This is a genomic window from Saccharolobus solfataricus, assembly GCF_900079115.1.
In the GTDB taxonomy this organism is placed as follows: Archaea; Thermoproteota; Thermoprotei_A; order Sulfolobales; family Sulfolobaceae; genus Saccharolobus; species Saccharolobus solfataricus.
Genome location: NZ_LT549890.1, coordinates 2,902,412 through 2,926,112, shown reverse-complemented (window position 1 = coordinate 2,926,112; position 23,701 = coordinate 2,902,412). Strand labels below are relative to the sequence as shown.

Genomic DNA, 23,701 nt, shown 5'->3' with positions numbered 1-23,701 from the left:
AACTTATTATATGAGGAGTTGATAATACAATTTAATGATAAACGAAGATCAGCTCAATTTCATTAGAAAGAATCTAGTGAAATATTTAATGGAGGATTACCTTCCATTTCCGGTAAATAGGAGTGTTTGTTACGAATGGGCTAATGGTTTAAATATAAGGAGAGGAGGGGAGACGATAATCTACACTGGCTGTTCCTATCAGTTGGCTGAATTGGGAAAGAGATTTGACGAAATTTTGCCTGCATTATCCAAATTTAAGGGTGTAGAAAGATTTTCGTCGATATTGAAGGTCTTCTACAAGCCTAAGGATACACGTTCATATAAGATTTTGAGGAATATTGCTTCAGTTCTAAAATCTAGTGTTGATTTCGGCTATTTATATGAGGATGAGCCCTACAGTGGTACAATCTTACTTGAAATGGGCATGGTGGAGGAATTTAAGGAATACGCTAAGAAATTGGTTGAAGTTTTCGACTCCCATGGCGTTAAGAGGATAATTACTGTAGACCCCCACACTCATTATACGCTCTTTAGGATAAAGGAAATGCTCTCGCCATCGTGGAATGTGGAGATTGTGAACTACTTCGAACTTATTAAAAACGTTAAGGTTAAGGGTGAGGGTACTTTCGTATTTCATGATTCTTGTCTTTATTCGAGGTTTCTAGGGATGAGGGATTCCATTAGGGAAGTGATTAAGAGTAGTGGAATAGTATTGAAGGAGGATGAGATGATAACTGGGAAGGAAACCTCAATGTGTTGTGGGGGTCCTTTAGCCCCGATAAATAAGGAAACCAGTGATAAGATAGCTAGAAATAGAGCTGAGGCATTAAAGAGTGTTCACAATAAGGTGCTCTTAGCTTGTCCATTCTGTTATGCTAATCTCTCTCCTTATGTGGAGGCTTACGATTTCGCAGAGGTGATAAGTGGTGAATGATTGGGATATTGCGATAAAGAGGGGAGTAGAGCATAACGTTCCTAGAGTATTTAAGGTACTGAGGGAACACCCGTATTTAGAAGATCTAGCTAGGAAGGTTAGAGAGGGAAAATTGGAGGTTCTTAGCAATTTAGATTATTACATAGAGATGACCATGAAATCTGTGGAGAGGATTGGAGGTAAGGCATATTTTGTGGAAAACGCTGAGCAAGCTAGGGAAATTGTTGGTAAAATCGTCGGTAATGGTAAGAGGGTTGTTATGGGTAAGTCAATGGTCGCATATGAGACGGGGATTAGGAAATATTTGCAGTCCTTAGGGAATGAGGTTTGGGAGACTGATTTAGGTGAACTGCTTATACAATTCGCTGATGAGCCTCCTTCTCACATAATTGCCCCAGCTGTTCATATGACTAGGGAGAGGATAAGAGAACTGATAAAGGAGAAATTAGGTGTAGATCCTGGAGATAAGCATGAGGATATTGTTAAAGTCGCTAGGGAATTCTTGAGGCAGAAGTTCTTAACTGCTGATATAGGAATTACTGGGGCTAATGCGGTAGCTGCAGATGCTGGTTCTATTGTTTTAGTTGAGAATGAGGGAAATATAAGGATGAGTAGTGTAGTTCCTCCAGTACACATTTCGATCACTGGTGTGGAGAAGATTTTGCCAAACTTAGAATACGCAATTTACGAAGCCTTAGTTCAAGCAGCTTATGCTGGTTTATATCCCCCAACTTACATAAACGTTACATCTGGTCCTTCATCGACTGGTGATGTTGAGCAAAAGAGAGTTTCTCCAGCTCATGGTCCCAAGGAGTTTCACTTGATTTTGGTTGATAATGGTAGGAGAAAGGCTAATGAAGATCCGGTGTTGAGGGAAGCGTTACTCTGTATAAGATGTGGGAGGTGTCATTTCCATTGTCCAGTCTACAGAGTTTTAGATGGTAAATGGGGTGATCCTCCATATTCTGGTCCAATGGGAGCAATGTGGAGTGGTATAGTATATAACGATTATAAACCAGCTTTACTTTGTTCTCATGCCGGTAACTGTAGGGAGGTATGTCCAATGAAAATAAATATTCCTAAGGTATTAGAATATTTGAAAAATAAGTACTTCAGTATGATGAGGGCTGGGACAAAGGAGTGATGACGAGAAAAAGCTTTTTGCAGAGCTGATTACTACTATATATATTATTCTTGTGATACTATAGTTCCTCTTATTTTTATATCCCTTGTCATGCTTCCTATTATAACCATCATTAAACCGGCTACTGATGCTATAAAGAATGTGAGTTGGAATGCGTAATCGGATGGAAGTTGAACTGGTAAAAACGTTTCTTGACCATTTAGTATCATTGGATATACTAAATACTGATAGTAAGTTGATAATAGAGACCCAGCAATAGATGGTCCAAAAGCTCCTCCGATGAGTCTAAATACCGTATTCATTCCAGTCGCAATTCCTAATACTCTTCTTTCAACTGAAAAGGTTAGGATGTTTATTAATACAACGTTAAGCATTGCAGCTCCTAACGTAGCTAAGGAGGAAAGTGTTATTATCGTAGCAAGATTATTTGAGGATCCTCCTATTGCTAGTAAACCTAGAATGAAATAGAAGAACGATAAAATGATGGATGAAATTACTACTATGAATTTAGTACCAGTTCTCAGTATAAGTCTAGAGGATAATAGGGCTCCTATCATTTGCATTAATGATACGGGCCACATTAGCAGTCCAGTGGTGAGAATATCTAGGTTGAATCCTACTGGATTCGGAAGTTCAAGGAGATAAGTTATTGCTTGATACGCCATAAAGATTCCAAACCCTGCTACAAATGCGGCTATATTCGCAGCTAATACGTTCTTTTCCCTTAACAAGTTTATTGAAATTAATGGAAATGGGGCCCTAATTTCGTATAGTATAAATCCAAAGAAGAGGAATATTCCAATAAGCACTGTTGTTAAAAAGTTAAGGGATAACCAACCCCAAGTAGGAGCCTCTGAAAGTGCTATTGTCATTAATGCTAAAGAGAGTCCCAATATTAAAGCGCCTATGTAATCGATTTTAGTGTTTGGATTAGTGTACTTGCTTTCTCTAATTTCCCTAGATGTTAAGTAAGTTAGTAATATTACAAATGGTATTATGAAGTGGTAATTATATTGCCATCCTAAATCTTGAGCCACTGTTGCCGCTATTGGCAAACTTATTGCTGAGCCTATACCGAACATTGCGCTTACAATACCTTGGGCTCTAGGGACTAAATGTGGAGGAAATTCTTCCCTTATTAGGCTAAACGCTAGTGGAAACATTCCTAATCCAATTCCCTGAATTGTTCTGAAAATTATGAACAATGTAAAGTTCGGTGCGAATCCATTGAATGTAACTGCAATTGTGTAGATTATCATTACGTAAACTAATATACGTTTCTTTCCATAAATGTCACCTAGTTTTCCTACAATGGGATTTGAAATTACTCCGCTAACTAGATATGCGGTTAAAATCCAACTTACAGTTGCTGAATTAACGTTAAAGTCGTTCGCAATCGTGGGCAAAGATGGTATTAGCATTGCTTCAGTGTACATTACTGCAATCGCTATTGGAGCTAAGATAAACAGTGCTTTATAAGCGTATTTTAGATCGTAATTGTCGGACATTAAGATATATCTTTTTGAGTACTTTATAAACTTTATTTCATTGACTTTTAATGTATCCGAACGACTTTACCATCATAATAATAGGTTTTACATGTAAAGAGTAGTTCACCTTTGTGAGGGGTGAAAATGATGATGCCCTTTCTCACACTAATAACTCTTAAACTAAATCGCATAAACTATAAGGTCCAAAAGATAAGAATAGGTTAAACTTTTAACTAGCGCTAAGTTAAACATTTATACTTACAATTTAACATCTATTTATGGAAAGACGTAGAGTAAAGGTTTATAAAAAAGGAATAATAGTTATTCCTAAAGAAATAAGGGAAAAGCTTGGAATAAAAGAGGGAGATATAATAGAATTAATTGTTAATGGAGATAGGATAAGCATAGAGAAACCTTTGACGCTTTTGGATCTTTTTGGAATAGACGGAGACGAGGCTTTAGAAATTGCTAAGGAAATAATTAAGGAAAGGAGGAAAGAAGTTGAGAAAGAAATACGTTCTTGATGCAGGACCTTTATCTTTATTATTTGCCGGAAGAAAAGAAATTAAAAAGTATTTTGAAGAAATTTATACAGGCGATGCGATAATTTATATGAGTGAGGTAAATTTAGCTGAACTCCTCTATATTTATATTTTAAAGAAGGGGAAAGATGTTGCGATAGCTAGGCATAGATATATTAGAAATTCTCCAATTAAAGTAATATCTCCTAATGAAAGAATAACTGAAAATGCCGCTTTATTGAAGAGTAAATATTCTTATCTATCACTAGCTGATGCGTTTTTAATAGCTACAGCAAAGGAAGTCAAAGGGAAAGTTATCACAACTGACGAAGACATAGAAAAGACTAAAGAAGTTGAAACAATAAAAATTCCTTTAGATTAAAGTTGACCAATTGAATGTATTTGAGAGTATAACCATTAAGCTACGGACTCTGTTTCTGCTTTAAACTACACTAAAATCATCTAAAATTGCTTTATATGTATCTTTCCTTGCAATTGAATTTAGTACACATCATATCACATGAAATATTATAGTGGTGATAATTTTCCCAATTTTTGTCAAATCGGACAACGTTATGAGCGTTATAGGGTAAAGTACTTTTATACATAATGATGAATTACTATTATGATGATTTGGATAGAAGACGAGAATGGGAATAAATATCAGTGTGACAGTAACGGAAATTGCGAGAATTTAGCAATAGTTAAGGTTAATACAAAAGAGTATAACAATGACGGTAAAATATACAGCATAGAGGGGAAGTCATTTGTCAAACTATCTAAATTTCCCATTACATTAAAGCTTAACCTGAAGGCTGATCAGATTCTCTCACTAACTACTCAGCAAATTTACTCTGAAGTATATGGGAAAGCCTTTACGTATTATAATCAATTGGCAATAGACATGGAACCCGTCACTGAACCTCCTAAAGAGTTAAAGTATGATATTAAAAGCCTTGACCATGAAAAGTACATAAGGACATATCCGTGCTGGCTTTATCCCGTCTTTAACAATATTCCAGATTACACTGTTTTTGCGTTAGTTAAGAGTGGAAATTCCTATGAAGCGTTCTTCACACTTTCTAACAATTACGTTACGGCATATCTTTTTGGAGACTCAGTTAGACTCTACACTGGTTTTAATACTGACGAAATTAAGAGGAGTTATTTCCTCTCTATTGGTACTTCAGATAATCCGTATAAGGCGATAGAGAATGCAATAAATATTGCGTCAAAAGAAACTTTTACTTTCAAATTGAGAAAGGAAAAGGGATTTCCGGACAAAGTAATGAATGGGCTAGGATGGTGTAGTTGGAATGCGTTTTTAACTAAAGATCTCAATGAGGAGAATTTGATTAAAGTTGTAAAGGGGATAATCGAAAGGGGACTGAGGTTAAATTGGGTAATAATAGATGATGGTTGGCAAGACCAAAATAACGATAGGGCGATAAGGAGTTTAAATCCTGACAACAAGAAATTCCCAAATGGATTTAAAAATACTGTAAGAGCAATAAAGTCTTTAGGTGTTAAATATGTTGGTCTATGGCACGCCATAAATGCGCATTGGGGAGGGATGTCTCAAGAGTTAATGAAATCACTCAACGTTAATGGATATTTCACCAATTTCCTCAATAGTTACGTACCATCTCCAAATCTTGAGGATGCAATAGGTTTTTACAAAGCCTTTGATGGAAATATCTTAAGGGACTTCGATCTCGTTAAGGTTGATAATCAATGGGTAATTCACGCAATATATGATAGCTTCCCAATAGGTCTAGCTAGTAGGAATATTCAAATTGCTTTGCAATATTCAGTAGGGAAGGACGTTATAAACTGCATGTCAATGAATCCTGAAAATTATTGTAACTATTTTTATAGTAATGTGATGAGGAATTCTATAGACTACGTACCCTTCTGGAAGGATGGGACAAAACTTCACATTATGTTTAATGCTTATAATTCCTTGTTAACATCTCATATAGTTTATCCAGATTACGATATGTTCATGTCTTATGATCCCTACGCAAAGGTTCATCTAGTTGCAAGAGTTTTCAGCGGAGGGCCAATTTATATAACGGATAGACATCCAGAGAGGACAAACATCGAACTGCTGAGAATGGCAGTCCTCCCAAATGGTGAAGTTATTAGAGTAGATGAGCCGGCTTTAATAACTGAGGATTTATTGTTTAAAGACCCATTAAGGGAAAGGGTTTTATTGAAGCTCAAGGGTAAGGTAAAGGGGTATAACGCCATTGCTTTCTTTAACTTAAATAGTGGTGAGGTAGAGGAAGAGTATAATAATAACGAGGACTATTACTACTACAAAGTATTCTCTGGGGAATTCGGAGTAGGTAAATTTAATGTTAAGCTAAGAGAGCTTGACGCCGAGGTTGTTATTACTTTTCCGAAGAGTAACAGAGTAATAGGTTTAAGAGAGTATATTTTACCACCATTTACTGTAATAGTCAGTGATAACGTAGTAATTCCTAAGGCAGATGGCACATTACTATATGTCAAAGACACTGAACTAAACGAAGTTAAGGCGAGGGAAGGAATCCCAGTTACTATAGAATGAGATTTATTTTTGAACAGTAATATCATTTCCATACAAATACGCTTTCATGAACGCTCATGAGAGATTAATCCTCAAAGGGGACACTCTTGTAAAATTTCATAAATTTTTTTCATTTTATCCTCTGCACTCTCATGGTATCCTACGATACCCTTTTTAATAATAGTTAGGGATGAGACAATTTTAGACTCAGTACTTAGCGGTTTTAGTTCATCGTCATCGTAAACAAAAATTTCATCCTCACTATACGGCACATCATAAAAGTCATGATATAATATTAATCCATTATTCTCCCTCATTATCTCATTGATCTCTTTTCTTTTCTTCTCCAATGTTTCATAACAGTTACCAGTTAGGTCTTTCTTGTATCTCTTAAAGCCCTTTCTATATACTATCGCATCGAAGAATTCCCTTCCTGCCTCATTTAATTTAGACATGATTACAACGTCATTCAGCTTTAAGTAGTTTTCAGGAGCAACATTAGGTATAAGATTTTTTTGTATCAATTTAACAACTGCGTGGGATAAGACTGCGTTATATAACCCTACTACACTATGAAAATATATGGTCTCATACATGTACATTCTAGCTAAGAGGAATTGCTCTACCACTGGGATGGCCTTTTTCAATACTGCCAACTTTCCATTAACGTAAATTAGGGATCTCTTTATCCTCTCAATGTCGAAGTTTCCGTATCCAACTCCGGCGAAGTAAGAGTCCCTTAGTAAGTAATCTCCCCTATCCGCATCTAAGGGGCTTGAAATTATCAGTGAGGCTAGGCTTTCCTCCTTAGTCCTTGGAGTAGAGGATATCACTCTTTGCACAAAGTTCACAACATCGTAATTCTTAGACAGCTTATCTAGGTAATTACCCAAGTAATAGTCTATGACTCTATTCCCAAATATAACGTGAGTTTTCTTACCATAATATTCCACATCAATCCCATAAACCTCTTTGGCTAAGGATAGGGCATTTTCAAAAGTGTGAGAAAAGGGTAGATGTCCTATATCGTGAAGTAATCCCGACAAACCTACTAGTTTCAAATATTCCTCATTAATGAAATCTAAATCAGTATATTGCTCAGAATTTATCTTAATGTATCTGGTAAGTTCTTTAGCTAAATGCATAACTCCCAAACTGTGTTCAAATCTGGTATGCCTCATTCCGGGGTAGACTAAGTAAGCTAAACCGGTTTGTGTAATATGTCTTAACCTCTGAAATATTTCAGTTGAAATAATCTGTAATACAAAATCCTCAACCTCAATGTAACCGTGGATTGGGTCTCTTATAATCTTCATGAAAAATAAATCTGCAAAAGTACTTATTAATTTCTCTCAAACTTTACCTTGTTAGGATTCATGTTTATAAGCAATATGGGCTACTTATTATCATGATAAAAGATATCAGAACGTATAAGTTGTGCTACGAAGGGATAAATGATGAAAGGGATGCTTTAGCAATTAAAGGTTTAGCAGAGCATCCAATGGAGATTGTAGTGACCGAGATTGAGACTTCGGACGGTTATGTAGGTTATGGTGAGTCATTGGCATACGGGTGCTCTGATGTAGTTCAAGTTACAATAGAGAGAGTATTAAAGCCATTGCTCCTTAAAGAAGATGAGGAACTCATTGAGCACCTATGGGATAAAATGTATAAAGCTACCTTAAGGTTCGGGAGAAGAGGAATAGTGATAGCTGGAATTAGTGGTGTAGATACTGCTCTATGGGACATAATGGGGAAGAAGGCAAAGAAGCCAATTTATAAGTTACTTGGGGGTAGTAAAAGGAAAGTAAGAGCTTACATAACTGGCGGTTATTATTCCGAAAAGAAGGATCTTGAAAGACTTAGAGATGAGGAAGCGTATTACGTTAAGATGGGCTTTAAGGGAATTAAGGTAAAGATTGGCGCTAAAACCATGGAGGAGGATATCGAGAGGCTTAAGGCTATAAGGGAAGTTGTTGGAGAGGAAGTAAAAATAGCTGTGGACGCTAATAATGTTTATACGTTTGAAGAAGCCCTAGAGATGGGAAGAAGATTAGAGAAGTTAGGAATTTGGTTCTTCGAGGAGCCAATTCAAACTGATTATCTTGATTTAAGTGCAAGACTAGCCGAGGAGCTGGAAGTTCCAATAGCGGGTTACGAAACTGCTTACACTAGATGGGAATTTTATGAGATAATGAGGAAGAGGGCAGTAGATATTGTACAAACTGATGTAATGTGGACTGGTGGAATATCTGAAATGGTGAAGATAGGCAATATGGCAAAGATAATGGGATATCCGCTAATTCCACATTATTCAGCTGGTGGTATATCCCTTATTGGCAATTTACACGTGGCTGCTGCAATAGATTCACCTTGGATAGAGATGCATCTAAGGAAAAATGATCTAAGAGATAAAATATTCAAAGAGAATATAGAAATTGATAATGGTCATTTAGTAGTTCCGGATAGACCGGGGTTAGGCTATACAATTAGAGATGGAGTGTTTGAAGAGTATAAGTGTAAATCATGAACTCTTTTTTATCCTAATATCTAAAAATTTCTATTGTGGAGAGAATAGGAGATTTACTTTCTAACCTTCCTACAGATTATGCTAAGGCATTAATTCAAATATTAACTACTGATAATTGGAATAGACTGGATAGGGATGTTAATTTCTATCAGTTGGGTTTAAGTATAGGAAAGGTTGTAAATAGAATTAATAAAGAAACATTAAAAGTCCTTGTCAACTCATGCGAGTATTATCATAGCTTATGTAGGGGAATAGCGAGAGGAATGGACGGGAATGAGTTAGATAGGGATTTGGTACTCTATTTGGGAAATTTAAACCTAGTTATGGCAATGGAAATGTTAGCCAATCTAGAACTTTACAAATATCCAGATATCATGAAGATCTTGGCGATTAACGTATCGCAATTAAAGCATATACCAAATGTGGGGAGTAATATCGCGAGACAATTCGATAAATTACCTTTTGAGATTAGGAGACAGATATTAGAGATATTTAAGGACAATTCAATGTTCCTCTATGAGTTTTTACAAACCGTTAACTTAAACAAGGTAGATAATATTGAGAATTTCTTGAATAAAATTAAGGAGATTGACGAAATAATAGGCTATAGGCTTTATGAGGTTAACGATAAAATGAAGGAAAAATTACTCAATTTTCCGAGTATTAGCATAGGTATAGGAAAGGGTTTTCAAAACTTATCGTACCACTGGAAGAAGAAGATCATAGAAAAGGTGAAAGAAAATAAAGAATTCGCTACAGGATTTCTATCATCAATTGATCTTTCATTATTGGAAGACGAATTCTTGGATGTAATAATTAAGGTAGGAGAGAGTGATTCAGAATTGTCTAGAGTATTAGGTAGAAATTTCGGAAATTCTTTACCCTATTTGACTGAAGATTTAAAGAGTCTTGCCTTTAACATGTCTCAAGGAAATCCCGATTTCGCACGTGGGTTTGGGGAAGGTATAAGTGAGTCTTTAGGAAGTTTCATTGGTTTCATTAGAGGTAGGGTTTATGAATTGAAGAAAGAAGACCAAGAAAGAGTTTTGGATTTAGCCTTATCTAATGATAACTTCGCTAATGGACTTCTAACTACTTTCAATGCGGTATTCTTTTTCGATAATAAAGAGAAGGTATTAGAGTTGATAATCAAACGTGAAGACTATTTACAACCTTTTATTGAACAGATTGGGAGAAGGATAAATGACTTTGACCTATTCAAACTTCTCTCTTTAAATAGTAAGTTAACAACAGAACTAGGGAAGACATTGTGTAGAAACTTCATTTACTTAAGCAAGAAAAATAGGGAACTTGTATTGGAGTGGTTATCAAAAAATAAGGAATTAAAAGATGGATTTTTACAGTGCTAGCTTTAATCCATCTCCTTCCCTTTAGTCTCTTTAAGTACAGCTAGTGCAATTAATGATATAATGAAGTAAGCAGAGAAAACCGCACTAAATGCCCACCAATTTCCTAAGTAATTCTCTCCTACTAGATCGGCGACTATTATGGGGGCAAGACCACCTGCAAATGGCGCTGCCATGTGGTAAGATAAACCAGTTCCAGAATACCTATATTTTGTAGGGAAATTCTCAGCGAAGAAAGCCGGAATTATAGCGTAAGATCCAAGCACTGCTACTACCATGAGTACTTGTGCCAAAAGTACTAACGAAAATGATTTTGAAAATAGCAGTAGAACGTACGGAAAACTAAAGGCTAAGCCAAATCCAAACGCTATCATCATTCCTAATCTTCTCCCTATTCTATCGCTTAAGATTCCAAATAGTACCGTTATGAATATGCCTATTAGCGCGGATATTGTCACACTTAAGAGGCCGAGAGTCTTAGGGAAACCTATTCCAGCAAGAAAGGTTACTGAATAGACCGAATATAGATAGAATCCCGCGTTTTGAGCTGCCCATGAGGCAGCCAATAGAAGTATTTTGCTCCAGTATTTCCTCCAAACTTCTATTGATGGTACTTTCGATACTTCTCCCTTTTCTATTACTCTTTCAAATAATGGGCTCTCCAATAATGCTAATCTTATTACTATACCTATTACTGCTGCGATAGCTCCTACCCAAAAAGCTATCCTCCATCCATAATTTAATAATGAGAGAGGTGAATTGCTTGGAAAAGATGCAAAAAGACCTAACATTGCGGAAGCCCATAGTAAGCCTATGGGTACCCCTTGCTGAACCCAGCTTCCCCAAAAAGCTCTCCATCTTGATTTTGCAGCGTATTCAGTTAGCCAAGTTGTGGCTCCTCCCCATTCACCACCAACGCCAATACCTTGTAGAATTCTAGAGATTGTTGCAATTGTTAAGGCCAGAAAACCTATGGAAGAATAGCCTGGTAGTAAGCCTATTATCCCAGTTCCTATACCCATTAGTATTAAATCCCATAGCAATCCCGTTCTTCTACCTAATTTATCCCCCAGATGTCCGAAAATCATTGCGCCTACTGGTCTTGCAACAAATCCCACTGCGTATGTAGAGAGGGATACTAGTAAAGCCGTTATTGGAGAGTAGGTTGGGGGGAAGAATAGTTTAGGAAATATTAGTGAGGCTGCGTAACCATATAGGAAGAAATCGTACCATTCTATTGTGGTACCTAGGGAAGTACCTACGGCTACCTTAATCACTTGAGTCGTACTTATTTCCCTTCCTCCCATAAAAGACTTTATTCTTCAATAATTAATAAAGTTTACTATTTACCAAAAATATGTAATTATACAATGTATATTTAAATCAAGCTCTCGATAGTATAGCTAAAAATTGAAAGATATAATTCTGGTAAAATCTTTTTGTATTAAATAACTTTAGGTTTAAATTAAGAAGAACATTTTAGTTACAGTCAGAAGTTTCTAATTAACTATATAGTTTATAATGCTGGTCATTAGATCGAGAAAGTATTCAATGCATTACTAAATGTGAACATATATTACGTATAGGTGATGGCGAAAAGACGTAAAAATTCAAATGTCTTATGACATTCGTAAACGGATATTAGTCGAGGCCTTCTATATAATAGGTTATCTTGTTAATGGACCAAAGAAGAATTTACTGCAACCTCGATTAAGCTCAAGGGTTAAGGCATAATATTGTATATATTAAATCTTATTTAAGTAAAGTTCCCTTCTGAGAATTATTAGGAATCTGATGAATAATTTTTCCTTAAAATTATGTCATGATATACAAAAAAATAAGGCATATTAAGAATCTTTACTGGTAAAGCTATATATTTAAATATATCCATAATTATAGTTTCTTTTAAGAAGGATATGTCGCAATATTCTAAAGAAGAGATAGAAAAAGGTATAAAAAAGATATATGATGTAGTACTTGGTACTAAGAACATAACTGCAAGGTATATAATAATTTTAGCGTTAGCTAGTTTATGGCTTGATGCGTATGATTTCGCCTCACTGACTTTTGGTACTGCATCTCTTAAAGCTACATTTCCTAAACAACCTGCAATTGCGATTTCTTTCGCAATAGCCGCTGTTCAGTTAGGTGCTGTCATAGGGGCAGTAATAGGCGGTTGGTTAAATGATCGTATAGGCAGAAGAAACATGTTCATCTTAAATATGATACTTTTTGTAGCTATGGCAATTTTAGGTGGTTTATCTACTGATATTACTGAGCTAACTATTTTTAGAGGATTATTAGGTTTTGCATTAGGTGCAGATACTGCTACCGGTTTTGCATATATATTCGAATATCTAGAAAAAAAGCAAAGATTATTCTGGTCAAATTTATGGCAAATACAATGGTATATTATGTACGAAGTCACAATAGCTTTTATTGTAGTTCCATTTTACTTTGTTACGCGTGATTTAACATCACCATTATTATGGAGAATTATCATGATAGTTGGAGGACTGTTGGCAATAATAATATTATTACTAAGAAGTAAAATACCAGAATCTGTTCTTTGGCTTGCATATCAAGGCAAATTAGCTACTGCGAAAAGAATATTAAAGCAGACTTACGGAATTGATCTAGCTGATGTACCAGATGTAGATCTAAATATAAGAGTTCCAGCAAGAGGATTAAAAAGTGCTTTCAGCATATTTAGAAAAACTAAATGGAGAGAATTAATATATGCATTTAATGGTAATTTCGAACAAAGCTTCATATTTTATACATTTGGATTTTATGTACCTTACATCTTATTGGCATTAAAATTAGCAGGACCTTTAGCTGCAATTATCGCTTCAGCTTTCTTATATAGTGGAGGAGTAATAGGGGGTTATTTAACTGCATGGCTAACACCTAGAATAGGTACTAAATCTCAGTATGTGATAGGGGCTGTAGGTGAGGGTATTTCAGTAGGATTAATTGCACTTACTTATATCTATCATCTACCCTTAATATACTTTGCAGTATTCTCTTTCTTGTTCTTTTTCTTCCACGTCATAGGTCCGGCTAGTCAAGGTATGACATCCATAAATGCATATTTTGGAGCTAAAGAGAGGGGAACTGCTGCAGGGTGGGGATATTTTTGGGTGAAACTAGCTGCAGTTATAGGACTTTTAATAGGGATTCTAGGTATTACATACAATCCAGTTTCCTTAACGTTAGGTTTAGCAGTTTATGGTATATTAACGGGGATAGTGGGTTTAATAATAGGTTATGATACAAGGACATACAAATTAGCAGATGTGGAAGAATTGGAAGAGAGTACCCAACAGTCTAGTTGATTTTTTTAAAAAATACATTATAACAATTTTTTTCTTCTTTTTATAACTGGAGTTATGAGTGTCCCAATATTACTTATACTTATTTCCACGATATCTCCATCTTTAAGTCCCTTATCTCTACCTGGAACAATGGCAGTACCTGTAGTTAGAATTGTCCCATCTGGTATAGGGTTATCCCTAATTAAGTATTCTATTTGTTCTTCTATTTTCCTTCTCATTTTGTTTGTATTCACTGATCCTTCAAAAAACACTTTACCATCTCTCATAATCCTTAAAGTGATATCAAGTCCATATGGATTCTTAATCTCATCTGGGGTAACTATCACTGGTCCAAAGGCACAACAACCAGCGTATATCTTAGATTGCGGTAAGTAGAGAGGATTTTCAGTCTCCAAATCTCTGGCGGAAACATCATCCATTATGGTATAGCCTAAGATTTTACCATTGGAGTCTAATACTACTGCCAATTCCGGCTCTGGAAGTGTCCACTCGGAATCGCTTCTTACCGCTATTGCCTCGCCATGTCCCACACATCTATTTGGAGTAGCCTTGAAGAATATCTCTGGTCTAACTGCATCGTAAACTGTTTCGTAAATTGTCTTGCCTAATATTTTAGCTACGTTCTCTTCAGAATACCTCTCCCTAGCCATTTCATATGATATTCCAGATCCCCAGACTTCTGGAGGATCCATTGGTTTTGTTATTCTAATATCGTTAATTTGAAAGTTCTTAAGCAATGACTGATAATCTATTCCAGTAACTCTATCTCCTAAGACTTCCTTATTTTCCGCATACCTCATTAAAGTCTTAATCGGGTCTTCATCTAACCTTATTATTGTACTATTATCTAATATTGCGTAACTTATATAATATCCTCTCTTTACAACTCTAAATAATTTCATCATGATAAAATGCGTTCAGCGTTTAATAAAGTTGGTAGTAAACATGTTAGCATAGCAAAATAAAAACCATTAAGGTGATTTAGTTAATATGAAATCGTATCAAGAATTAGCTGACAAGTGGATTAAGGGCAGTGGAGAGGAATACATTGACATTAACCCAGCCGATAGGGATCACATATTAGCTAAAATTAGAACACATACAAAAGACGATGTCAAGGAGGCCATAAACAAGGCTGTAGCTAAATTCGACGAATGGTCAAAGACTCCGGCACCCAAAAGAGGTGCAATATTACTCAAGGCTGGGGAATTAATGGAACAAGAAGCTCAAGAATTTGCGTTATTGATGACATTGGAAGAGGGTAAGACCCTAAAGGATAGCATGTTTGAGGTAGTTAGGAGTTATAATTTGCTTAAGTTTTATGGGGCATTAGCATTTAAAATATCTGGAAAAACGCTCCCTTCAGCAGATCCTAATACTAGGATATTTACAGTAAAGGAACCCTTAGGCGTAGTAGCCTTAATTACTCCATGGAATTTCCCATTATCAATACCGGTGTGGAAATTAGCCCCGGCTCTAGCAGCTGGTAACACTGCAATAATAAAACCAGCGTCGAAAACACCATTAATGGTTGCTAAATTAGTAGATGTATTATCTAAAGCCGGGCTACCGGATGGAGTTGTGAATTTAATTGTCGGTAAAGGAAGTGAGGTGGGAGATACAATAGTAACTGATGAAAACATAGCAGCGGTATCCTTTACTGGATCAACTGAGGTAGGTAAGAGAATTTATAAACTTGTAGGAAATAAAAATAGAATGACCAGAATTCAATTGGAACTAGGAGGTAAAAATGCACTATACGTAGATAAGAGTGCTGATTTAACGTTAGCTGCTGAATTAGCAGTAAGGGGAGGATTTGGACTAACTGGCCAGTCATGCACTGCAACAAGTAGGTTAATAGTTCATAAAGACGTATATAGTCAATTTAGACAAAGACTACTGGAAAGAGTTAAAAAGTGGAAAGTAGGACCAGGTACTGAAGACGTTGACATGGGTCCAGTTGTAGATGAGGGCCAATTTAAGAAAGACTTAGAGTACATAGAGTACGGTAAGAGTGCAGGTGCTAAATTAGTCTATGGCGGAAATACACTATCCGGAAAGGGATATTTCTTAGAACCTACAATATTCGAAGGAGTCACACCCGACATGAGACTATTTAAGGAGGAGATATTCGGTCCAGTTTTAAGTGTAACTGAAGCTAAAGATTTAGACGAGGCCATAAGGCTAGTTAATGCTGTAGATTACGGACATACAGCTGGAATAGTGGCAAGCGATATTAAGGCAATTAATGAGTTTGTCAGTAAAGTAGAAGCAGGAGTTATAAAGGTTAATAAGCCCACAGTTGGATTGGAATTACAAGCACCATTTGGAGGATTTAAGAATTCTGGAGCAACCACATGGAAAGAGATGGGAGAAGAGGCTCTGGAGTTTTATCTTAAGGAGAAGACCGTGTATGAAGGTTGGTAATTGATCCCTTTTTCTCATCAATCTTAATTGAAACGTTACAGTAAAGGTTTTATTATATAGCTTTAGAGGGATAAGGAAGATAAAGTCGGTTATCTTCCATTTCAAAAATCCGAAACCTAAATTTTAAGTATTAAGACTATAAAGGACCATAAAGTGGCTGATCAGTAGAATGGTAGTTCCTATACTGACTACTGTTAGAAAACACTATGAGGTTACCGTTAATGTAGCTCAACTCATTCATCTAAATATCAAGGGATTTGAATTTCTCATTTCGAGATCAGTTCTCATGTGGTGATATGGGAAAAGGAAGAGTATTTTTAAGGCTTTTTAGATAAATAAAATGTAAACAAGAAAATTCTTCTTATATCATTTATTATTTTGAGTGTTTTGACAACCGTAGCTGCGATATTAACGCATTCTTTTGTTGTAAGAGTTTACTTAGTTATAGGAATATTTGATTCAATTCAAATACATATAGTATTGTATGTTTATCAGTACATTACGTATGTATGTTGTATTATCTCACTTCTTACTTGTGTTTATTGTACCTTATCAGCTAATATTGAAATATTCCATAAAATAAAAGAAGAAGGAATTTTTATAAAGTAAACTGTATTTTTAAAATTTTTCTAACATAAAGAGAAGCTTGGATTCCAATATATGCACCTATACTACTATAATATATTTTTAAAATTCGATGAGAGAAATTAGCATATCCTTTTTAATGCCTAATGACAAACATATAATTATGAAGACCGGAAAAGATGGGGAATACTATTATGTTGAATTGGACAAGGAGGAAATAATTAAGCTTAAGGAAATTGTTAAGAAAAAGGCTAAGGACCGTAAACCCTCTTATGAGATCCCATCTTCCAAATAAACACGATACAGTTTTTGAATCAACACTATAAAGTATCCTTATATCCCCCGTAACTTCTATAGAACATGGGATTTCCGTACTTATCCTTTCCCAGCTTCTCTCTGGCGTATTTAAAAGGACTATCAAATATTAGTAATACCTTATTCCAGAATAAGCATAACCAATTTATCGCTTTCAAATTCATCTAGCAAATATTCCGCTAATTCTTCTAAACTGTTTATTATCTTATTGAACATAAACCTTGCAATCCACTCCTCACAAACCACAATAAAATAAAAGAAAACACATTTAAAAATCTTTTTATTTTCGTTTAATATCTTGCTAGAAATAATAATGGTAACTAAAGATTTTTATCATAATTGAATTCTAAGGGAGGTTTTTGAACCTATACTTCGATAGATATAGAAGATAATGTAAAGGCCGAACTCTTAATTATAAGGAGAAGTTAGATAACATAATATTTAGAAATCGCTAAGCTAATAAACTGGTTAATATTTAGTTAAATTTGATGAAGATTTTGCTATTATTGCTCTTACCATTGATAACAGTTCCAGTCATTATTTCACACTCATCAATCTTAAATATTTATTATAACGGTACTGTAGAGGCTGAACTTACTGGTAAAGTTAATCAATTCATCTTGATAGGGCATAATATAACGAACCTTAAGGTCATTGGAGCCAAATATAACTTGTCCGGAAATGCATTATATCTCACTCCCAGTAATACTACTGTTTTCATTTACTACAATGCCATGCTACCTAGAGGAGTTATCCAAATTAATGAGCCGTATAACGCGACAATCAATATTTATCTACCTCTTAACTCCTCTATTAATTATATTTCTCCACAGCCCTACAGCTTTAATGTAATGAGCAATTATTATAATGTTACTTTTGCAAACGTAAATAGCGTCATATTGCTATATGCGCTTTCTTCCCATGTTACTACAGCACAAAATGAATTGGAGATTCCTATAATAATAGGTGGTTTAATAGGTAGCGATGCAGTACTAGTTTCACTGATCATATTCCTGGTAAGGAGAGGAAATGTTAGGGTTGTGAAAGAAGAGGAAGAGGAAAGTGTAGACTTAGCTCCCGAAGTTTTAGATGAAAGGGATACTATTGTATTAGAGGCAATTAAAAAGGGCACAAATACCTTATCTGACATTGTGAAACAAACAGGCTTACCTAAATCTACTGCATATAGAAGAGTTAAGAAGTTAGTTAAGTTAGGATATGTAGAGGAAATAAGAGAGGAAGGTAAGGTTAGATACGTGGTGAAAACCGATAAGAAATAACTGTTTCACTGTTCCGGTACGTTTTCCTTAAAAGGATGAAATAAGAAGTTAACATATAGGTGAAAAGATGAATAAACTACTCCTACTCGGTGTACTACTAAGCACAATACTAGTAGGTGGGGTAGTAATTGGAGAGGAGATAAGCGGAAGTTTAGGGACTATTAGCTATAACGTGACGTCACCAACTATACAAACTACCTTAGCCTCCTTCAATTTAGGAAATTTAACTGCTGGACAAAAAGGTACATTAGCTGAGAATGCTACTCTTACTGTTTCAGTAAATGGTACTTATACCATAAAATTAAAAGAGGATGTACTAGAAGACGTTTTCTCCCAATTTAACGTTACAATTCACATTACCAATTACACCTTTACATTATCACTTCACGGAACGGAGCACTACACATTATACCTTAACAAGGGTACTTACACCGTAAATATTAAAATATCTTATGTAGTATCGCAAAACCCCGAGGCAAAGTCAGTCAGTAATATTCCATTCTTAATAGTGAAATATGGAGGAGAACAACAAGAAGGACAGACCCAAGCTACGGAACATGGAAAGAAACATCATCATGATAATGATGATAATGAGCAAGAGGACTAAAAAAGGAAATAAACTAAACTAAAAAGAGAAAGATATCCAAGTTAAGGATTTTTCAGTAAGGACCCAGTTCTTCACCATTCAGGGAGAGATTTCACATCACGCATTATATTTTTCTTTCAAATAATCTAATAGTCTAGATGGGTTATACGTCTCACCAAATGACCTCATTTGCAGTTCCTTTACTGAATATATAGCTCCATATTTATGAATTTTCTCCCTTAGCCACTCCTTCATCTTCTCTATATTAATAACGTCAAAACCAATATCCCTCTTCATGTGATAGTATACCATTCCAGCTATAACATTCCCTAATGTGTAAGTTGGAAAATAACCAAAAGAACCTTGACTCCAATGAACGTCTTGTAAAACTCCTTCTCCATCATTTTTAGGTCTTATATTTAGATATTTATCCATCAAATCGTTAAATAGCGAGGAGAATTCACTAACCTCTAAACTACCCTCTATTGCCCTCTTCTCTATCTCGTATCTGATTGCTATATGAAAATTATAGGTAACTTCATCCGCATCGACTCTTATCGGTTGCCTCTTTACACCATTAACATAGTAATATACACCATCAACACTATCTTTAATATTAAGTAGGGGGTAAATGGTCTTAACAAACTCATAGCTTCTTCCTACAATATTCTCCCAAAATCTTGATTGAGATTCGTGAAGACCCATAGAAGGAGCACTGGCTAAAGGAGAGTATTCTAGACCTGGGTCTATTTGCAACTCATATATTGCGTGTCCACTCTCATGTATCAGAGAATAGAGGACTCTCTTAAAATCATACCCCTCGTACCTTACCGTTATTCTAACATCGTTCCTATTCATTGAGGTAGTGAAGGGATGAGGAGAAACATCAATTCTAAATCTATCCTTTGGCATCTTTAGTATCTCATAAGCTATGTACTCTATAGTTTTACTCATCTGAAAAACGTCATATTTTTCATCCTCGAAGCGGTATTTCCTAGTGAACTTGTCTTCAACGTTTTCAAGAATCTTTGACAAGCTGGGTAATAGTTGATTAAATACACTGTCAGCATCGGAAACAGTAAATCCTTCCTCATACCTATCCAAGAGTGCACTATATGGATGATCTTTATAGCCCAATCTATTCGCTATTTCCCTCTCAATCTCGACTATTTGCTCTAAATAAGGTTTAAAGACGTTAAAATCAGCCTTGGCTTTAGCATTTCTCCAAACTACTGTAGCTTCTGATGTTATTCTATGAAGTTTCATTTCTAATTCTTCTGGCACAGCGTCATAGTATTTATATTCTCTTTCTAATACTCTTTTTAAACCTCTATCAACATCATTTTTTGGCTCTAGTTTTTCTATATCCCTTCTAATACCTAATAATAACTTCCTTCTTAGATTGTTTAACCTTGCAATTGCTTCTCCTCTAGCTTTAATTCCAGATTGGGGCATGTAAGTTTGAATGTCCCAGTCCAGTAAGCTTATTGCGTGCTCAATTGCCCAAATATCTTCATACATAAAATAGAAAAGGGGAATTCAGATAAAAAATTATACTGGCTTAGTTACAGCACCCATGGAAGCTTGCGAGACCAGAGAAGCATATTTAGCCAATAGTCCAGACTTATACCTTGGAGGTCGAGGAGACCATCTCTTCAGTCTATTCTTTATCTCCTCTTCGGGTAACTTTAAGTCAAGTCTTTCGTTTTCAACATCAATTAGTATAGTATCACCATCTTCGACTACCGCTATAGGTCCCCCTACCATCGCTTCTGGAGCTACATGACCTACCATTGGCCCTCTGGTAGCTCCTGAAAATCTCCCATCAGTAACCAAGGCAACGTTATTAAGACCAGCTCCCATGATTGCGGCTGTAACCCTCAACATTTCTGGCATACCCGGAGCTCCCTTAGGACCTTCATACCTTATAATTACCACTTCACCCTCCTTAACTTCCCCGCTTTGAACTCCCTTAAAAGCATCCTCCTCAGAATTATATACCTTAGCCTTTCCTTCAAATTTAACAAGACTGGTTGCAGCTACCTTGATTACCGCACCTTCTGGAGCTAATGATCCCTTTAATATAATTATTCCTCCTCTAGGTTTAATGGGATTCTTAACATCCTTGACAATGTGATTGTGAGGCACGTTAGGATATTTATATTCTTCAAGGTTTTGCTTCATAGTTTTCCCAGTAACTGTTAAAACGTCACCATGCAATAGCCCAGCCTCTAATAACTTCTTTAGAACTACTGGAACACCTCCAACTTCATCCAAATCAGCCATTACGTAATCTCCACCAGGTTTCATGCTGGTAATATAGGGTGTCCTTTTAGATATCCTATTGAAGTCATCTAAAGTTAATTTCACTCCAGCTTCATAGGCTATCGCCAATAAGTGCAGTACCGCATTCGTTGAACCACCCATCGCCATTAGGGTTGTTATTGCATTCTCAAAAGCTTCAAAAGTTAGTATATCCCTTGTCTTGATTCCACTCTCAATTAAACTACCTAAGGCTTTTCCTGTTTCCCTTACATACATCACTCTTCTGGACGAGGTAGCGGTTGGAGATGCACTCCCAGGTAGTGCCATTCCTAACGCTTCGGATAATGAGCCCATGGTGTTTGCCGTAAATAATCCAGAGCAAGTACCTAATGTGGGGTGTGCCCTTTTTTCTATCTCGTATAACTCATCTTCAGAAATTCTCTTTGCTAAGTAAGCGCCTATTGCCTCATGCACGTCCTCTATTGTTAGTCTTTTACCCATAAAGTACCCTGGCTCTGCTGATCCACCATAAATGTAAATTGAGGGAACATTCAACCTAGCCATTGCCATTAATATACCGGGTGTTGTCTTATCGCACCCTCCTATACCTACTAATCCATCAAATGCGTGAGCATTAAATTGCGCCTCTACCATATCTGCTATTAAGTCCCTGCTAACTAGGCTATACCTCATTCCCTCAGATCCCATTCCAATGTTATCGTTAACTACCATTGTTGGAAATGCCAATGGAGATAAACCAGCTTCTTTCGCCCCCTCCTTTGCTACTCTCGCTAACGCTAATGTGTGAAAGTTGCATGGTCCTGCCTCACTCCATGCTGTAGCTATGGCAACTAATGGTTTACCTATCTCTTCATCAGTTAAACCCACAGATCTTAGAAATGCCCTGTGTGGAGCGTTATATATCCCATGATATCTTGAGGGACTATTTAGTTTTATTGGCATATAAAGGAATCCGAATTTAAAACTAATAAGCAATCATGTTTACAAGTTAGGTTTAATGATGATGGTTTCAACATGTCTCGCTTCCCGACAGATCCATTTCACCCCATTTTTTCCAACCAAAATCTCAGAAAGAGGAGGAAATCAGATATAGCCGTTTCGGAGTTGTTTGTAAGAAAATTTATTAATATATAATGATTAAGTATAAACATAAGGGTGGGTGGGAGGGAAAATATGCTAGATAGCCCTAATGATATAATAATCATATTAGTGGTTATTGCTGTGCTCTTCTTTGGATCGTCTAAAATACCGGAGCTTTTCAGAGCTTTAGGAAGATCAATGGGGGAGTTCAAGAAGGGACAACTAGAAGCAGAAATGGAGATGCGGCAAATGATGTCTAGTAGCGTAGTTGAAAAAAGGGGGAATAGTGAAAGCGTAGATGAACTTGAGAAGAAAATAGCAGAGTTAAAAAAGCAATTGGAAGCACTAAAACAAAGCAAGAAAGCTTGAGGTATTCCATGTGAAAGAGAAAGCAAAGGAGAGGGGAAAAGAAGAGAAGAGTTTTTTTGAAGAGAAACCATTGTTAGATCACCTAAGAGAATTAGCGATAAGACTAAGGAGAATTATTATAGCATTAGCTATTTCATTCTTCTTTTACTTCATGATGGGTTACGAATGGATAAATATAGATCCATTACAAATACCACTCCTTGGGATAAATATCTCAAAAATTCCAATTCCTTATCCGTCATTTTATGATAGTATAGCGGTAAAAGTAACTAAATTCTTTATTTATCATGAACTGCCCATAAATACTAAGATAATAATAATAAACTTGTTCGACCCGTTATATGCGTCACTTTACGTTTCCCTATACCTTGCACTATTAACATCGCTTCCCATCATAATCAGAGAAACTTGGTCATTTTTAAGTCCAGGGTTATATGAACATGAAAAGAAAATCTTTAAGCTGACCATAGCTCCTGCCTTTTTGCTTTTTTTCTCTGGTTCTCTATTTGCGTTTTTCATTCTAATACCATTAATGTTCAAGATGATATCGTTTTATACTGAGTCTTTAGGTCCAGCAGTAGAACCTACAATAAGTTTAAGTTCTTTCATATCAACAACTTTCCTATTAATGGGATCACTAGGATTAGCATTTGAAATGCCATTAATAATGATAGGTTTGACTTACTTGGGAATAGTTAAGGCTAGTACATGGAGGAATTATTGGAGATGGGGAGTCCTAGTCTCCTTTATCATTGCGTGGATAATTTCGCCAGGTACAACTGGAGGAGTGATGGAAACAATTATAGGATTATCCTTATCAAGCTTATACTTTTTAGGAATGGGAATTTCATTCTTGATAACTAAGCGAAAAAGGAAACCTTAGGTTACAATAGTT

20 protein-coding genes and 1 pseudogene are annotated in these 23,701 nt (G+C 35.9%); 14 read left to right on the top strand and 7 right to left on the bottom strand.

From position 1 onward, the window contains the following. Nucleotides 1-34: 34 nt before the first annotated feature. Complete coding sequence (locus SSOP1_RS15445) at nucleotides 35-934, top strand: heterodisulfide reductase-related iron-sulfur binding cluster (protein ID WP_009989956.1); 900 nt, start codon at nucleotides 35-37, stop codon at nucleotides 932-934. After that, entirely contained in the window at nucleotides 927-2,078 is a 1,152-nt protein-coding gene (locus tag SSOP1_RS15440; RefSeq protein WP_009989955.1) for an LUD domain-containing protein, read from the top strand. The genes SSOP1_RS15445 and SSOP1_RS15440 overlap by 8 nt, the downstream gene beginning before the upstream one ends. Before the next feature lie 44 nt (nucleotides 2,079-2,122). Here SSOP1_RS15440 and SSOP1_RS15435 read toward each other — a convergent pair whose 3' ends face one another. Continuing rightward, nucleotides 2,123-3,586, bottom strand: a complete 1,464-nt coding sequence (locus SSOP1_RS15435; protein ID WP_009989954.1) for an MFS transporter — start codon at nucleotides 3,584-3,586, stop codon at nucleotides 2,123-2,125. A gap of 260 nt (nucleotides 3,587-3,846) precedes the next feature. Here SSOP1_RS15435 and SSOP1_RS15430 point away from each other — a divergent pair, with 260 nt between their 5' ends. From SSOP1_RS15430 to SSOP1_RS15420, 3 genes are all read left to right on the top strand, one after another. Then, nucleotides 3,847-4,092 (top strand): AbrB/MazE/SpoVT family DNA-binding domain-containing protein, encoded by a 246-nt coding sequence (locus SSOP1_RS15430; RefSeq protein ID WP_009989953.1) that lies wholly within the window; start codon nucleotides 3,847-3,849, stop codon nucleotides 4,090-4,092. Beyond that, complete coding sequence (locus SSOP1_RS15425) at nucleotides 4,070-4,471, top strand: type II toxin-antitoxin system VapC family toxin (protein WP_009989951.1); 402 nt, start codon at nucleotides 4,070-4,072, stop codon at nucleotides 4,469-4,471. Before SSOP1_RS15430 ends, SSOP1_RS15425 begins: the two co-directional genes overlap by 23 nt. 243 nt (nucleotides 4,472-4,714) lie before the next feature. After that, nucleotides 4,715-6,664: a Sip1-related alpha-galactosidase gene (locus SSOP1_RS15420; protein WP_009989948.1), complete on the top strand. Its 1,950-nt coding sequence runs from the start codon at nucleotides 4,715-4,717 to the stop codon at nucleotides 6,662-6,664. 71 nt (nucleotides 6,665-6,735) lie between these two features. On the opposite strand, the gene SSOP1_RS15415 is transcribed toward SSOP1_RS15420, so the two are convergent. Continuing rightward, nucleotides 6,736-7,959, bottom strand: coding sequence for an HD domain-containing protein (locus tag SSOP1_RS15415; RefSeq protein ID WP_009989947.1), 1,224 nt, complete (start codon nucleotides 7,957-7,959; stop codon nucleotides 6,736-6,738). A gap of 92 nt (nucleotides 7,960-8,051) precedes the next feature. On the opposite strand from SSOP1_RS15415, the gene araD reads away from it, so the two are divergent. Both araD and SSOP1_RS15405 read left to right on the top strand, forming a co-directional pair. Continuing rightward, on the top strand, nucleotides 8,052-9,173 hold the full coding sequence (araD, locus tag SSOP1_RS15410) for an arabinonate dehydratase (RefSeq protein WP_063492889.1): 1,122 nt from the start codon (nucleotides 8,052-8,054) through the stop codon (nucleotides 9,171-9,173). Nucleotides 9,174-9,208: 35 nt separating this feature from the next. Next, entirely contained in the window at nucleotides 9,209-10,543 is a 1,335-nt protein-coding gene (locus SSOP1_RS15405) for a hypothetical protein (protein WP_063492888.1), read from the top strand. Between the two features lie 2 nt (nucleotides 10,544-10,545). On the opposite strand, the gene SSOP1_RS15400 is transcribed toward SSOP1_RS15405, so the two are convergent. Further along, on the bottom strand, nucleotides 10,546-11,847 hold the full coding sequence (locus tag SSOP1_RS15400) for an MFS transporter (protein WP_063492887.1): 1,302 nt from the start codon (nucleotides 11,845-11,847) through the stop codon (nucleotides 10,546-10,548). A 609-nt stretch (nucleotides 11,848-12,456) separates the two neighbouring features. Here SSOP1_RS15400 and SSOP1_RS15395 point away from each other — a divergent pair. Further along, a complete protein-coding gene (locus tag SSOP1_RS15395) occupies nucleotides 12,457-13,878 on the top strand; it encodes an MFS transporter (protein ID WP_063492886.1) in 1,422 nt (473 codons plus the stop codon). A 17-nt stretch (nucleotides 13,879-13,895) separates the two neighbouring features. Here the strand turns inward: SSOP1_RS15395 and SSOP1_RS15390 are convergent, their stop codons facing one another. Continuing rightward, entirely contained in the window at nucleotides 13,896-14,783 is an 888-nt protein-coding gene (locus tag SSOP1_RS15390) for a fumarylacetoacetate hydrolase family protein (RefSeq protein WP_063492885.1), read from the bottom strand. Between the two features lie 85 nt (nucleotides 14,784-14,868). On the opposite strand from SSOP1_RS15390, the gene SSOP1_RS15385 reads away from it, so the two are divergent. Together SSOP1_RS15385 and SSOP1_RS17870 are read left to right on the top strand one after the other, a co-directional pair. Further along, a complete protein-coding gene (locus SSOP1_RS15385; RefSeq protein WP_063492884.1) occupies nucleotides 14,869-16,305 on the top strand; it encodes an aldehyde dehydrogenase family protein in 1,437 nt (478 codons plus the stop codon). A 748-nt stretch (nucleotides 16,306-17,053) separates the two neighbouring features. Further along, nucleotides 17,054-17,185: a hypothetical protein gene (locus SSOP1_RS17870; RefSeq protein ID WP_269454404.1), complete on the top strand. Its 132-nt coding sequence runs from the start codon at nucleotides 17,054-17,056 to the stop codon at nucleotides 17,183-17,185. Here the strand turns inward: SSOP1_RS17870 and SSOP1_RS15375 are convergent. Next, nucleotides 17,142-17,451 (bottom strand): annotated as a pseudogene (locus tag SSOP1_RS15375) (type II toxin-antitoxin system RelE family toxin). The gene SSOP1_RS17870 and the pseudogene SSOP1_RS15375 overlap by 44 nt on opposite strands. A 242-nt stretch (nucleotides 17,452-17,693) precedes the next feature. Between SSOP1_RS15375 and SSOP1_RS15370 the strand changes: the two are divergent. Both SSOP1_RS15370 and SSOP1_RS15365 read left to right on the top strand, forming a co-directional pair. Continuing rightward, on the top strand, nucleotides 17,694-18,485 hold the full coding sequence (locus tag SSOP1_RS15370; RefSeq protein ID WP_063492882.1) for a helix-turn-helix transcriptional regulator: 792 nt from the start codon (nucleotides 17,694-17,696) through the stop codon (nucleotides 18,483-18,485). Between the two features lie 67 nt (nucleotides 18,486-18,552). Continuing rightward, nucleotides 18,553-19,092 carry a hypothetical protein gene (locus SSOP1_RS15365; RefSeq protein ID WP_063492881.1) on the top strand — a complete coding sequence of 180 codons (540 nt, stop codon included), beginning with the start codon at nucleotides 18,553-18,555 and terminating at the stop codon, nucleotides 19,090-19,092. A 96-nt stretch (nucleotides 19,093-19,188) separates the two neighbouring features. Here the strand turns inward: SSOP1_RS15365 and SSOP1_RS15360 are convergent, their stop codons facing one another. Beyond that, nucleotides 19,189-20,592 (bottom strand): carboxypeptidase M32, encoded by a 1,404-nt coding sequence (locus tag SSOP1_RS15360; protein WP_063492880.1) that lies wholly within the window; start codon nucleotides 20,590-20,592, stop codon nucleotides 19,189-19,191. A 30-nt stretch (nucleotides 20,593-20,622) separates the two neighbouring features. Next, nucleotides 20,623-22,299, bottom strand: a complete 1,677-nt coding sequence (gene ilvD / locus SSOP1_RS15355; protein WP_063492879.1) for a dihydroxy-acid dehydratase — start codon at nucleotides 22,297-22,299, stop codon at nucleotides 20,623-20,625. Between the two features lie 231 nt (nucleotides 22,300-22,530). Here ilvD and tatA point away from each other — a divergent pair, with 231 nt between their 5' ends. Both tatA and tatC read left to right on the top strand, forming a co-directional pair. Beyond that, nucleotides 22,531-22,806: a twin-arginine translocase TatA/TatE family subunit gene (gene tatA, locus SSOP1_RS15350; protein ID WP_063492908.1), complete on the top strand. Its 276-nt coding sequence runs from the start codon at nucleotides 22,531-22,533 to the stop codon at nucleotides 22,804-22,806. A 10-nt stretch (nucleotides 22,807-22,816) separates the two neighbouring features. Beyond that, nucleotides 22,817-23,689: a twin-arginine translocase subunit TatC gene (gene tatC, locus SSOP1_RS15345; protein WP_063492878.1), complete on the top strand. Its 873-nt coding sequence runs from the start codon at nucleotides 22,817-22,819 to the stop codon at nucleotides 23,687-23,689. Nucleotides 23,690-23,701 lie beyond the last annotated feature (12 nt).

Bases quoted from the DNA above. Each gene is read 5' to 3' on its own strand.
- SSOP1_RS15445 (WP_009989956.1), top strand. From the start codon at position 35: ATGATAAACGAAGATCAGCTCAATTTCATTAGAAAGAATCTAGTGAAA.
- SSOP1_RS15435 (WP_009989954.1), bottom strand. From the start codon at position 3,586: ATGTCCGACAATTACGATCTAAAATACGCTTATAAAGCACTGTTTATC.
- SSOP1_RS15430 (WP_009989953.1), top strand. From the start codon at position 3,847: ATGGAAAGACGTAGAGTAAAGGTTTATAAAAAAGGAATAATAGTTATT.
- SSOP1_RS15420 (WP_009989948.1), top strand. From the start codon at position 4,715: ATGATGATTTGGATAGAAGACGAGAATGGGAATAAATATCAGTGTGAC.
- SSOP1_RS15415 (WP_009989947.1), bottom strand. From the start codon at position 7,959: ATGAAGATTATAAGAGACCCAATCCACGGTTACATTGAGGTTGAGGAT.
- araD (WP_063492889.1), top strand. From the start codon at position 8,052: ATGATAAAAGATATCAGAACGTATAAGTTGTGCTACGAAGGGATAAAT.
- SSOP1_RS15400 (WP_063492887.1), bottom strand. From the start codon at position 11,847: ATGGGAGGAAGGGAAATAAGTACGACTCAAGTGATTAAGGTAGCCGTA.
- SSOP1_RS15395 (WP_063492886.1), top strand. From the start codon at position 12,457: ATGTCGCAATATTCTAAAGAAGAGATAGAAAAAGGTATAAAAAAGATA.
- SSOP1_RS15390 (WP_063492885.1), bottom strand. From the start codon at position 14,783: ATGATGAAATTATTTAGAGTTGTAAAGAGAGGATATTATATAAGTTAC.
- SSOP1_RS15385 (WP_063492884.1), top strand. From the start codon at position 14,869: ATGAAATCGTATCAAGAATTAGCTGACAAGTGGATTAAGGGCAGTGGA.
- SSOP1_RS17870 (WP_269454404.1), top strand. From the start codon at position 17,054: ATGAAGACCGGAAAAGATGGGGAATACTATTATGTTGAATTGGACAAG.
- SSOP1_RS15370 (WP_063492882.1), top strand. From the start codon at position 17,694: ATGAAGATTTTGCTATTATTGCTCTTACCATTGATAACAGTTCCAGTC.
- SSOP1_RS15365 (WP_063492881.1), top strand. From the start codon at position 18,553: ATGAATAAACTACTCCTACTCGGTGTACTACTAAGCACAATACTAGTA.
- SSOP1_RS15360 (WP_063492880.1), bottom strand. From the start codon at position 20,592: ATGTATGAAGATATTTGGGCAATTGAGCACGCAATAAGCTTACTGGAC.
- ilvD (WP_063492879.1), bottom strand. From the start codon at position 22,299: ATGCCAATAAAACTAAATAGTCCCTCAAGATATCATGGGATATATAAC.
- tatA (WP_063492908.1), top strand. From the start codon at position 22,531: ATGCTAGATAGCCCTAATGATATAATAATCATATTAGTGGTTATTGCT.